A 12,390-nucleotide genomic window follows, 5' to 3' on the forward strand; every position below is an offset into this window, starting at 1 on the left:
AATGAACTGCGGGAAGAGGTCGCGACACGGTGTCGATGCCCAACGAGCGTACTCGTGTCCACCGGCCGAGAGATCCTCATCCACAGGGAATGACCCGGCCCAGCGATGCGTCCGGATTATCGTCTCCGCCGCCGTTAGGCTAGCGTTGAGCCGATTCGAGCAACTGCCGCTTGGCAAAATCCGCAAACGGCCCCGGCTCGTTCATGAGCTCCGCGTAGCTTCCCGCTTGCACCACCTTGCCGCGCAAAAGCATGACAATACGATCCGCATTGCGCACGGTGCTGAGGCGATGCGCAATCACAATCCTCGTAATGCTCAAGCGTTCCAGCGAGGTGCCGACGATGCTTTGGGTTTGGTTGTCGAGTGCGCTGGTTGCCTCATCAAACAGAAGAATCCGTGGTGAGCGCGCAAGAGCGCGGGCGATCAATAGTCGCTGCCGCTGACCGCCTGATAGCGTAGTCACGCCTTCCGCAACCAGCGTATGCATGCCCATCGGCATCTGCGCGATGTCGGCATCCAGCGCGGCCAGGCGGGCGGCTTCCCAGGCCTTCTCCAGCGGCAAATCAACGCCGCCGCAAATGTTGTCGTAAAGGCTTCCGGTTGCGAGCTTGGTATCTTGCAGCACTACGCCAAGCTGCCGGCGCACGGCGCTGATGTCGAGCGTGTTGAGGGCCTTGCCATCGTAAAACACCGTGCCGGCTTCCGCCCGCTCAAAACCGAGCAGCAAACGAAAGAGCGACGATTTCCCGCTGCCCGAGGGACCGACGATCGCGACGTAGTCACCCGTCGCAATGCTTAGGCTGACGTCATCCAGGACCTTCGGCCCGCCCTTCATATAGCGGAAGACGATGCCGGAAAGTTCAATCTCCCCGGAGAGTTCCCCGGGCGATCGGCGTTCTTCGGAGATCTCGGCAGGAGTGGAAATCACGGGCTTCAGGCGGCTGAGGTGAGGAATGGCCACCAGGGACTCGCTGACGCTCGAGGCCCAACTGCCGATCGCGGCCGTTGTCTGTCCGAAGGCTGCCAGAAAGCCGAGAAATGCGCCGAGGTCGAGTAGGATATGACTGTTTGTGTAGGAGGCAAGCGCAAAGATGGTCAACGTCGCCAGCATCGGAAAAGCGGTGTCAAAGGTGCTCAGCGCGTTGGCCGCTTGCTGCGATGCGATGAAATACCGCCTCTGTACGGCAAATTGTTGCGACCAGCGCGCCAGCGCGCGCGATGTTGCGCCGGCCACGCGAAGCTTGCCTACTCCTGCAATCAATTGCAGGACAAAGCCGCTGGCCTTGCCTTGCAGGTTGAAATGCTTGGTTTCGTAATAGAGTCGCACGGCGCTCGCGGCTAGAATTGCAGCCGCTCTAACCATAGTGAGCAGCAGTGCAATGCTGCCCAGTCGGAGGTCATAGTAGAGCATCAGCCCAATGCTGAAGAGACAAAAGAACGAGGCCGTAAAGCCGCCCAGCACACGTCCGGTGAAGATCCGGCGCGTGGCGTCGATGCCCATGGCGCGATCGACCAAATCGCCGCTGGTATATTCGCGAAACAGGGAGGTTGGTAGGCGGAGCAGTCGGTCGATCAGCGCGGCCTGAAGCTTGTAGTCGAGCAGACCTTCGAGCCTTAACGTGACCCGTCCTTGCATCACCTGTAGGCTGGCGATCGCCACAGCGGTGACCGTCAGCGCAAGCGCACAAACAACGAGTTGGTCGATCTCGGTTCGCGGGATAACCGAATTCACCAAGACATTGGTGATCAGTGGCGGCATCAGCGACAGTAGGCCGATTACCATAACGGCCAACGCGATGCGCGCGATGCTGTCGGAGACGCCTCGCATCGCGAAGGCAAGCAAATCGCGATATTGGAGCGGGCGGGACGGCAACGCCGGATAGAAGGTGATGGCCTCTGGCTTGAGCTCACCGGCAACGGAGCGATCGACGAAGCGGCGAGTTCCACTCTTTGGGTCGAACATCGTGTAAGTGTTCACCCGCTTGCGCACCAGAGCCACTGGACTGCGTTCGGCTCCGTGCCAACCGAGGAGCGGTCCAGCATCGGTCGTCCACCAGACATCGCGCAGAAGCACACGGCGGATCCGCAACTGGGCTGTGCGAGCGATCTCCAGAATGTCGCTGAAGGCCTGTCTTGTGGGTTGAGCGCGCTGCGAAAGTGCAACCGGTATTCCCAGTTCTTCTCCGACAACCCGGCAACTGCAAAGCAGCGGGTCTGCCGGATCCCATTCGGATTGCGCGCGATCGGCTTTCTTGACCACGACATCGGCGAGCCGCTCAAACGAGTCGAGCGTTTGCGACACAGTGAGTTCGTCGCGGCGGACCAGGCGTTCCCGCTCTCGAATGAGGCCCTCTGCCAGGCTGCGCTCAAGATGGGAAATGAATGCAATCTGCAATCGGTCAATGGCGGGCCAGAGAACCAGGGTATCTGGCGGGTTCGGGTCGAGACGCAATTTGCACCCATGCTCGCCAGCTTCCACCCACATCCCGGCGGTCAAAGGGAAGGGAGGCTGCCCGGGAGCGAAGCTCGAGCCGAGGTCCATGACCTTTGCGGTCCCGGTGTCGAGGTGTGCCCACACGAGGTCCCGCATCGGACCACGACGTCGATCGCCTGGGTGCAGTTCAATCGCCTCGCCGCTCAGCAACTCGGAGATGGCTTCGTTTGCCGCCGAGCGGACCATGAACGCCGCCAATTGGGCGATCCAGCTAGACACAGAGCCAAATGACGCTGCGCTGCGCGGCACCTCCAAAACTGCATTCCCAGGCGGGCCGACAGCGATGATTTGCAGTCGGCTGCCCGAGGTTTCGCAGGCATTGTGCAGGTCCAGAATGCATCCGCCGTTTTCGACACGAAACAAATGCTGGCGCGTGCCTGTCGGCCGAACTGCAAACAAATCGACGTGACCAGCTGCCACTTGAAGAACGTGTTCATGGTCGCTGAGAAGCATTGGGCGACGCGCATCGAGCGAAGTCCGGTGCGGCAGACCGATCGGGGCCTCGCGTTGTTGCCCAACGAAATTCTCGCTGACAAATCGATCCGTCATTCGCGCGCCACCAGTTTGGCATAGGAGGCCTGAAGCGCAAGAAGCTCTTCATGCGTGCCACGCTCAACGATGCGACCGCGTTCAAGCACGACGATTTCGTCGCAATCGCGTATCGTGCTCAAGCGGTGGGCGATGATGATGCAGCTGCAGCCCCGGCGCCGCAGGTTGTCGTCGATGGATTTTTCCGTAATCGGGTCAAGTGCAGCCGTCGCTTCATCCAAGACAAGGATCGAGGGATTACAAACCAGAGCTCGGGCGATTTCGATGCGCTGACGCTGACCGCCGCTGAAGTTCGTGCCGCCCTCGTTTACGTGGCAGTCATAATTGCCTGGTCTCGTCGCAAGGTCTTGATGAATCAGCGCGTCCTTGGCCGCCGTCAGGAGGTGACGCTCATCGGTTGTCGAATCCCAGAGCGTCAAATTGTCTCGCGCCGTTCCCTCGAACAGAAAGACGTCCTGGTCGACATAGGCGACGGAGTTCGCAAAAATGTCCGCAGGGATATCCGTCAGCCTACATCCATCAAAACGAATCTCGCCCGACCAGGGTTTGTACAGTCCGCAGATGAGTTTGCCGAGGGTTGATTTTCCGCTGCCCGACATGCCAACGAGTGCCACGCGTGAACCGGCAGGTATCACCAGCGAAAGATCGGCCAAAAGCGGCGGTTCGAGCACCGAATAGCCGAAGCTGATGTTGTGAAGTTCGAGCCGGCCGGTAAGCTTCGGCGGCAGGGCACTCGAATGTGTCGGTGGTTGCGGCGCTAGCGGGTATCGGTAGACATCCTCGAGCCGTTCGAGTGCTCCCTTGATGGTTTGCAGTCCACCGAAATAATTCACGAGGTTGACGAAAGGCTCGGAGAAACTCAGTGCTAGAGATTGGAAGGCTACGAGGCTTCCCAGTGTCAGGGAGCCCTGAATGACCCGCAAGCCTCCGACACCAAGAATCGCTGCGATCATGAGACCCGTGAGCAAGGTCGGGACCATGTCCAATATGATGGCGGAGGCGCCGATCCTCTGTTCGGCGTTGAGGTTTTTAGCTTGAAGACCGGCCCACCGGCCGAAGGCGTCGTCTTCCAACCCACTTGCTTTGATGGTTTCGATAGTCCGCACCATGCTCACGGTTGCTCCGAGCAGCTTTCCCTGATCGAGCGCCAGCCGATAGCTCAGTTCCTGGCGGCGTGAAGCGACAAGCCGCAGGAGAAGAACATTTATCAAAGAGATTGCGACGCAAAGAGCGGTCAGGCTGACGTCGTAGACGGCCATGGCTGCGGCGAACAAGACCACCGACATCAGGCTGAGCGCATTAGCTGCAATGCCGCTTGAAAGCAGACGGGCGATCTGTTCGTTGGCTGCAATACGACCCGCAATGTCGCCCGCGTGGCGTTGGGTGAAGAATTCCAGCGGCAGCATCATGAGGCGCCAGAGAAAACGGCTGGTCATCACGACTGCGAGCTTGGTCTGCAGCCGCAATAGCAGCGATTGACGTATGATCGTCAGGACGGCCCGCAGGGTCGCCGTCAGCGCCATGCCGATCAGGAGCGGCACAAGCCAGTTGGGCGTGTGCTGAATTAAAATTTCATCGACAAAGATTTTTGAGAATCCCGCGGCAACAATATTGGGCAGGACCGCGGCGATGCTGACCACAACTAGCAGGGCCACCGCCTGCTTTGAGTGGCGCAGCTCCCGTATGAGCAGGTTTATTCCCTTCGGTTTGCTGCCAACTTTCTCGAACCTTTCGTCCCGTTCAAACACCAGAACGACCCCGGTGAAGGCGAGGTCAAGCTCGACCAGATCGATCCGCCGACGTCCGCTCGCGGGGTCGTTTATATAGGCGTGCTTCTTGTCAATTCCTTCCAGGACTACGAAATGGTTGAAATTCCAGTGAATGATGCACGGGGTTGGAATCTCGGCGAGCGCCGGAGGTTCGACGCTGTAGCCCTTCGCCGCCAGCCCGTATCGGCGCGCCGCCCTGATGATGTTGCTCGCCTTGCTGCCGTCGCGCGATACGCCGCATGCGATACGAAGCTGCTCCAACGGGATCCACGCGCCGTGATAGCCGAGGATAATGCCGAGCGCTGCCGCTCCGCATTCGACGGCTTCCATCTGCAGTAGGATGGGTGTCCGCCGGATGCGTTGCTGCGGCAACCAGCTCGCCATGCGGCTGACGTAAGATTTTGGTCGGCCGCGCTCGCTGGTTGGCTGGTTTGGAGAGGGCTTATCCATCAATTCCCGTGAGGTGCTTGAGCAGGGGTATCACCAGATCGATCGGGCGCCGGCGGCGTGTTGTGATCTCGGCCCGCGCCAACGTTCCGCTGGTGAGATGAATGTTCGGCCCCTCGCCAACGGCCCATCTATATCCGGTTGCAGTGGAGGTATCTTCATCGAGTGCAACCATCGCGGCGTAAGGCGCACCGTCGCGCGAGAAGCGTGAAACCAGGCTTTCGTTATGCAGCAGCGCACCCATGCCTTGCGGCGTCATCGGGAAATCAGAGATGCTGACCACCTGGCCTAGCATCATACCAAATTCCTCGCGCTTCACCGTGCTCGGCTCCAGTTGCACCTGCATGCCAGGCTTGATCTGTTTGCCCCGTTCGGCAGAAACATAGACGACGGCTTGGAGCTTGGTGCCTTCGCTTTCGATCGCAATAACCGGTGTACCGACGGCTAGCACCGAACCGGACGAAATCTTCACTTCCAAAACCCGCCCGTCCATCGGGCTGATCACCTGGGTGTTCTGGCTCAGCTGTTCGGCGGCGGCATTCATTTGCCGCCGGGCCTCGTTGAGCGCAAACTCGGACTGCTGAATTTCGCGCCCGCGCTCCGTTTCCAGATCCGTCTTCTGCGACCGCAGCTTTAAGATTTCGTTCTGGGCGTCAGTACGGCGCTGTTGCGCATCGGTCAGCTCCTGACGTCGCTCTTCCAGATTGCGCCGCGTCGTGTATCCCTTAGCCAGCAAATCCTCCAGGTTTTTGACGTCGACGGTGAGATACTCGATACGTTGGCTCGTTGCCTTGATCACCTGTTGCAGGGCGATTTCAAGCTTTGCAAAGTTCTGGCTCTTGGCGGCGAGCTCGCTTGCAGCTTTCGATACCCGATCGGCGTGCTCCCGCTCGCGTTCATGAAAGACCTCGGTAGCTGCGTTGTGCTTTTGCTGGATCTCGGTCTGAACGATCTGAGCGATGGGTTGGTCCTTCTTGACGTGATCGCCGACCGAAACTGCGACCGACTGCAGCCGTCCGGCAGCGGCGGATACAGCGTCGACGACCTTACCGCCACTGCCAATGAGGATACCTTCGCCTGAGACGCGAGTGGGCACGCGCCCGAAGATGCCCCACAGCACGGCCGCCCCGAGCGCAATGCAGAGCACGAGGGTCAGAATCCAGTCAGCGGGCTTGGTGATAACAACGAGATGATCGAGCTGCTCGGGAGACGCAGCCCGGTCAAGGGCCGCGGCGCGAAACGCCCGTTGCGGCCGGTCGGTCATGCTCTTATGCTCCGGCTTTGGGAGCGGTTCAGACGCCGACATGTCTGCACGCAAAGCAAGTGTGAACTGAAGTCGACGATGGCTGATCTTTGCACAAGATCGACCGTCCAACAATAAGGGGCGAGCAGGGAGAGCGGCTGAAATGCACGGGCTGATGGGCACCACGTTGTTTTCGTTCCCAGCGCGAGCGCGTCGAAAAATGCTGGCCGCCGGCTTGGGGCTTGCCTTGGTCTTACCCGGTGTGTGCGGTGCGGGCGTCCTGTCCGAGAGCGATTTCCGGCAGGCGGAGAGCCTTAAGCCACTCTTTGCCAACCTCATGAACGACCTTGTCGCAACCGCGAAGCGCCCTGATGTTTCCAGCGGCGACGCCGAGTGTGTCAACTCGACTGTCCGGGAACTTCTGCAAATCTCCGACGAACTCGCAAGCTACGAGTATCTGATCACCATGGAGAAGGATCTGACCGACTTCGGCGACAAGAGTCCGATGCGGGACATCGTCAAGTTTGCCGTCGACAAGAGCAGCACGATCCTGACCGGCGAAAGAAAACGATTAGTTCAGATCTCCGAGCGGTGTTCCAAATATCCGTTGGGGCAAGGCAAGATTGAGCAGGCCGTAACCGTCATCGACACGACGACAGGCATATTGGCTTCCATTCGAGCTCGCCTTTGACCGGGGGGAAGGAAGCGCCCGCGCGGTAGGCGATCTCGACGTGCGGAGATGAGCGCGAAGGACCACTTGCAGATCGGAGAAAAGCGCGCCCAGGTCGACCAGTAAGTAGCCGAGCACCTCGAGAACACCTTGGTGCTTTTTGTAAACTGGGCGGCAAGCTTCCGGCGATGTAGGCCCTGACTGTCTTTCGATCGGCCCGAAGTTGCTGGGTGAGGGCGGTGACCCGACAGATCTTTGCGATGCAAATGCCCGATCATGACAAGTTCCCGAGGTTGGATCACCGCGCTCGTCCTGCTGCCTGCGGCAGCAGCGTCGACGTCTCGGCGGCTTGCCACCGCTGGTCGCGGGAGTATATTTTGTCAATGGCTGTCAGCTCGCCCGATCTGAAAGCGTTTTTGCTTGCCACACCGTTCTTCGGTGGTCTCTCAGACGCGAGTTGCGATCTCTTGGTCTCAATGCTGGTCGAGCGCAGCTTCGACGTCGGTGACACTGTCGTGGCGGAAGGAGAGCCGGGCCGCTCAATGTTCGTTGTTCAGTCCGGCGAGCTCCTGGTGAGCAAGATCGGGCGCTCGGGGCGCATAATTCGCATGGCGAGCCTCGGGCCTGGCGACTTTTTTGGCGAAATGACGCTTATCGAAATGCAGAACCGGTCAGCGACCATCGTCGCGCAGAGCCAAACTCTGCTGTACGAGCTCACGGCTCGACAACTTTACGCGTACTACAAGGCCGATATCTACGCGTATGTGATGGTGATGCAGAACGTCAACCGCGAGCTTTGTCGGCGGCTTCGTCGCGCCGACAATCGCATCGCGGAGTTGCAGATGCTTCACGCGAGTCAGTGACGAAGTGACGACCTGCTCTTCGCCGAGAAGCGGGCCATTCCGACAAGGACAAAACCTTGGGGGTCAATGCAGGTTTCAAGACGCCATTGTCGGAATAGCCATTGATTTTACTCGGAAATCATACGTCTCTTAATCAGCGGGGCCCAGGTTCGAGCCCTGGTGCGCCCACCAAGCTTTTCAATGGCTTGGGTACCCTCGGGACAGCCATTCCGACAAGCGGTCAGCGGCTGCACCTGGCCCAGTTCACACTTCGTGGCCACGAAATCCTTTCCTTGAGGCTGTTGGCCGACGCTGGGTTACATGCATTCCCGACGAGCGGAGCCGAACGCTCCGCGTCACCTGAGCCAGCACTTGCGACGCTTGTAGTGCTTCACGTCGCGGAATGATTTTCGCCTGTCACCGGCAACGCCAAGTGCGATAATCTGCTCTTCCGTGAACCTTGCTCGCTTCATCTGTCCGTCCTTCTTCGGGCCGGACTCTAACTCCATCTGGAGGAAATACGCAGGGGCAGGTCAGTGGCAGCTTGCGAACGTCCGCCCGGGCGTTTGCTACGTGGGCCTGGCTTATAAGAGGCTTGACCCTACCGGTGATGATGGTTTCGCGTGCTGCGCGGCACAAATGTTTTTGGCTAGTGGCGAAGGCGTCGTCTTCCGCGGGGCATTGGGGCCGTGGTTCCGAGCAGATTCGAAGCAATTTCATTTGGATGCGCCAGCCGCTAAAGCGCTTCTGGAAGTCGTTATTCGTGAATATCGAGACAAGCACGAAGGCAAAGCACCAACGCAACTGTTCATCCATGCTAAGTCATCTTTCCAGGATGAAGAATGGAGAGGCTTCTTGGCGAGCGCTCCGCCGGAGACGAGCGTCGTTGGGGTGCAGATAGCTGACGGACGCGATAGCCTAAAGCTGTTCCGCCCGGCAAAATATCCTGTGCTGCGAGGGACAGCGTTGGTCTATCAAGACAACGAAGCGTTCCTATGGACTTCTGGATACGTGCCGCGTCTCGACACCTACATTGGACCCGAGACACCCAATCCACTGATTGTCCGGGTGCAAAAAGGAACCTGCCCCCTTGAGCAGGTGCTTTCGGACGTCATGGGTTTAACAAAGATCAACTTCAATTCCTGTCTCCACAACGACAGGCTACCGGTTACCATACGGTTTGCAGATGCTGTGGGCGATGTGATCCTCGGCGCGCCACAAACTGGCGAACCGAAGTTGCCGTTCAAGTTTTACGTTTGATGGGCCCTTCGAATGCAGATCGGGCGCTTGCCCGGTGCTTTGATCACGCGACGCAACACTTTAGATCCTCGTTGATGCCGGCGGTGTCAAAGGCTTTGCCCCAGGACGAGCGGAATCCGTCTTCGGTCCAAGGCTGATCGCGGGTGTTCATCAAGATGTAGATGCCTCGCTTCTTGCTTGAGTCGAGATACGTCTTGAGCGGTCTGCTGACTGGAATAGTGACGCGCTTGGCTTTGCTCCTCTTGCCGTGGCGGATGGTTTTGGATTGGACTAGGCGAATGTATTGGCCGTCGTAATCGGACCATTTCAGCTTCAGAAGATCACCCTCGCGTTGACCGGTCCAGAGCGCCAACATCATTGCATCGGACCAGACGCGGTCTCGATCATTTGTTGGATAGCGTTCTCGCCCCATACCTTTTCTAGTCGGTCACCACTCTCATAAAGCCTGCCGCCCCGCTCGCACGGATTGATACTGATCCGGCCGCGGTCCTTAATCGATCATTGGTGGATGCGGCGATGAGCAACCCACGACCTTAGCCGACGAGAATGCGCCCTGGCAAAGTCCACGATGCGTCTCAGACGATGGATAAGCTGTCAGCATCACTGACGTGCCGCAGCAAAAAAATCTTTTTTGGCAGCTATCGATCCCGAGGAGGAAATTCTTAGTAAGAAGTCCGTTTATCTTCTCGGCCGCTCGGACCTAGAGCACCATTATGATCAAAACGCCAATCGCTACTGCTGCTGCGGCCGCAGTAGAACTTTGGTTCTGCGCAACAAGAACGTTGGAAATTGGAGGTGCCCCCAATGACAACAGAGATGCGGAAGGCCGGTATCGACGTCGTTGGCGACATGGTGGCCTGGGGTGCCCACTTTTGCCTCTTTTATGAGACGAGAGAGGATCTCCTCGACACATTGATCGAATTCTTCAAGTCGGGTTTGGGAAGGGAGGAGTACTGCCTGTGGGTTGTTGCCGCGCCTTTTACGATCGAAGAAGCCACAGCTGCTTTGAAAGCCGCGGTGCCTGACCTGGGTCGCCACCTGGCGGACTCCAGGATGGAAATTGGGTCGGCAAGCGATTGGTTTCTCCAGGGCGGGACGTTTGATGGCAAGAGAGTGACAGACGCTTTGTATGAGAAGTTTGCTCGCGTATCGGCGAAAGGGTACGCCGGCATGAGAGCGAGCGCGGATACCACCTGGCTATCAAAGAAGGACTTCTGGCGACACTTTTGCGACTATGAAGATGGTCTCAACGAGGTTATCGGCAATCAGAGCCTCGCCCTGCTGTGCACGTACCCGCTTGCGACGTGCGGAGCTCATGAAATCCTGGATGTGGTGCGTACACACCAGTTTGTCCTCGCAAGGCGACACGGGAATTGGGACATTGTCGAAACCGCCGCGCTCAAGCGAGCCAAGGCCGAAATCAAGGGGCTCAATGAGGAACTCGAACAACGTGTCGTAGAACGGACCAACCAGCTGATGTTAGCGTCGGAAGCGTTGCGTGAGGCGCAGACGCAGCTCGCGCACGTCAATCGCGTCGCAACGATGGGAGAGCTGTCGGCCTCGATTGCCCATGAAGTCATGCAGCCAATCGCGGCGACAGTTACCAATGCCGGAGCTGCCTTGCGCTGGCTAAATGCCCAGCCGCCAAATCTGGAGCGGGCCCGGGAGGCGCTCGGCAACACCGTCAAGGCAGGCAACCGAGCCACCGACGTCATAGGCCGGATCCGTGCCCTAATCAAGAAGGCGCCCCCACTGAAGGATACCTTGGAGATCAACGGAGCAATCCTTGAGGTCATTGCCTTGACCCGGGGCGAAATTTTAAAGAACGGCGTCTCGGTGCAGACACAACTCGCGGAGGGCTTGCCGCTCATTCAAGGAGATCGAGTCCAACTGCAACAAGTGATCCTCAACTTGATCATCAACGCCGTCGAAGCGATGAGCGAGGTCAGTGAAGGGGCGCGAGAGTTGCTAATCAGCACCGGAAAAGATGCGTCGGGCGGGGTGCTCGTCGCCGTGCGGGATTCGGGCCCGGGACTGAAGCCGGAGAGTTTTGACCGCCTGTTCGACGCATTCTACACCACCAAGCCCGGTGGCATGGGCATGGGATTATCGATCTGCCGATCGATCGTCGAAGCTCATGGGGGACGAATATGGGCCTCTCGTTCGGCCGGCCCGGGTACAGCCCTTCAATTTACCCTGCCAATGGGGTGAGACTGTAAACGCAAAATTGCACTCGTCTTCGCAGCCCCCCACGTCGTGAACGGTAGTCCCCGCCGTTCCGGAGGGAATTGTTGCCTGAAGTTCCGTAATGGGTCATTTTCGATGGTTTCAGCGGAGATTGTCGGCTGGCTGATGTCCGCTTCTACCCCGTAAGCGTCCAACCGGGGCCTGCCTGGAAGCGTTGCGTCTGGCGAGACTCCTATAATTTAAGCTTCCAAACTGGAGGCTCGAACCATGCGCTACGAACTCGCCGATTATGAATGGATTGCAATCAAGCCCATGCTGCCGAACAAGCCGCGTGGCGTTCCTCGGGCTAACGACCGTCGTGTCCTCAATGGCATCTTCTGGGTCTTGCGCTCTGGAGCACCATCGCGTGATCTGCCCGAGATGTTTGGTCCGTACACCACATGCTACAACCGCTTCCTAGTCGCTCCGGGCAAGTAGCGGGCGCTATGCGGTCCAGCGACACGAAGCTGAGGCTCCTTTAGATCAAGGCTAGTCCGGTGGACAATCGTGGCAGGTGTCCCCGATCGAGTCTAAGACCTCAGTAATTGCGGCTGCGGCTGCGGCGGCGGCCGGCGAGACGCGCGGCGGCGGCGCCTCACGGGCGATCTGGAATGCGCGGTCTCGGACGTGAGGGGGCGGCCCGGTCCTGCATCCAAGCGTGCTCCTCGCATTTGGCGGATGGCACCGGCGTCTCTCAGCGCCAAAATGGCCCAGCTGCGCAGGGTCCGTATTGCCGGCCATCTCTCCTTCGTCATCAGCATAGAGATCACTCCTGCCGGGACGAATCCTTCCGCCCGCCTGCTCGTTCCGGGCGGTTAGCACGGGTCACGACGACGTAGTCGAGGAATTTATCGAACGCATTCCAGAAAGGAATTGGCGGTTTGCCGTGG

8 protein-coding genes and 2 pseudogenes are annotated in these 12,390 nt (G+C 58.8%); 5 read left to right on the plus strand and 5 right to left on the minus strand.

Annotation, left to right across the window (positions count from 1 at the left end; translation table 11 throughout):
• Nucleotides 1-139: 139 nt before the first annotated feature.
• From P6U27_RS07635 to P6U27_RS07645, 3 genes are read right to left on the minus strand one after another with little or no spacing between them, the layout of a single operon-like run.
• Entirely contained in the window at nucleotides 140-3,043 is a 2,904-nt protein-coding gene (locus P6U27_RS07635; RefSeq protein ID WP_129146100.1) for an NHLP bacteriocin export ABC transporter permease/ATPase subunit, read from the minus strand.
• Complete coding sequence (locus P6U27_RS07640; RefSeq protein ID WP_245163260.1) at nucleotides 3,040-5,262, minus strand: NHLP family bacteriocin export ABC transporter peptidase/permease/ATPase subunit; 2,223 nt, start codon at nucleotides 5,260-5,262, stop codon at nucleotides 3,040-3,042. Before P6U27_RS07640 ends, P6U27_RS07635 begins: the two co-directional genes overlap by 4 nt.
• The gene (locus P6U27_RS07645) at nucleotides 5,255-6,523 is read right to left on the minus strand and encodes an NHLP bacteriocin system secretion protein (RefSeq protein ID WP_129146099.1); all 1,269 of its coding nucleotides are present in this window, start codon (nucleotides 6,521-6,523) and stop codon (nucleotides 5,255-5,257) included. The genes P6U27_RS07640 and P6U27_RS07645 overlap by 8 nt, the downstream gene beginning before the upstream one ends.
• A gap of 142 nt (nucleotides 6,524-6,665) precedes the next feature.
• Here P6U27_RS07645 and P6U27_RS07650 point away from each other — a divergent pair, with 142 nt between their 5' ends.
• The 3 genes from P6U27_RS07650 (at nucleotide 6,666) to P6U27_RS07660 (ending at nucleotide 9,274) form a co-directional block, all read left to right on the plus strand.
• Complete coding sequence (locus P6U27_RS07650; protein WP_245163261.1) at nucleotides 6,666-7,193, plus strand: hypothetical protein; 528 nt, start codon at nucleotides 6,666-6,668, stop codon at nucleotides 7,191-7,193.
• Nucleotides 7,194-7,555: 362 nt separating this feature from the next.
• Nucleotides 7,556-8,035: a Crp/Fnr family transcriptional regulator gene (locus P6U27_RS07655; RefSeq protein WP_129146119.1), complete on the plus strand. Its 480-nt coding sequence runs from the start codon at nucleotides 7,556-7,558 to the stop codon at nucleotides 8,033-8,035.
• A 552-nt stretch (nucleotides 8,036-8,587) separates the two neighbouring features.
• Nucleotides 8,588-9,274, plus strand: a complete 687-nt coding sequence (locus P6U27_RS07660) for a hypothetical protein (protein WP_208738573.1) — start codon at nucleotides 8,588-8,590, stop codon at nucleotides 9,272-9,274.
• Between the two features lie 43 nt (nucleotides 9,275-9,317).
• On the opposite strand, the gene P6U27_RS07665 is transcribed toward P6U27_RS07660, so the two are convergent.
• Nucleotides 9,318-9,686 carry a tyrosine-type recombinase/integrase gene (locus tag P6U27_RS07665; RefSeq protein WP_407120186.1) on the minus strand — a complete coding sequence of 123 codons (369 nt, stop codon included), beginning with the start codon at nucleotides 9,684-9,686 and terminating at the stop codon, nucleotides 9,318-9,320.
• A 392-nt stretch (nucleotides 9,687-10,078) separates the two neighbouring features.
• Between P6U27_RS07665 and P6U27_RS07670 the strand changes: the two genes are divergently transcribed.
• Both P6U27_RS07670 and P6U27_RS07675 read left to right on the plus strand, forming a co-directional pair.
• Entirely contained in the window at nucleotides 10,079-11,485 is a 1,407-nt protein-coding gene (locus tag P6U27_RS07670) for an MEDS domain-containing protein (protein ID WP_209296259.1), read from the plus strand.
• 243 nt (nucleotides 11,486-11,728) lie between these two features.
• Nucleotides 11,729-11,920 (plus strand): annotated as a pseudogene (locus tag P6U27_RS07675) (transposase); the annotation flags it as partial.
• A gap of 69 nt (nucleotides 11,921-11,989) precedes the next feature.
• On the opposite strand, the pseudogene P6U27_RS07680 reads toward P6U27_RS07675, so the two are convergent.
• Nucleotides 11,990-12,261, minus strand: a pseudogene (locus tag P6U27_RS07680) (hypothetical protein).
• Between the last annotated feature and the right edge of the window lie 129 nt (nucleotides 12,262-12,390).

Origin of the sequence: Bradyrhizobium sp. STM 3566, from assembly GCF_045571445.1 — a bacterium.
Lineage (GTDB): Bacteria > Pseudomonadota > Alphaproteobacteria > Rhizobiales > Xanthobacteraceae > Bradyrhizobium > Bradyrhizobium vignae.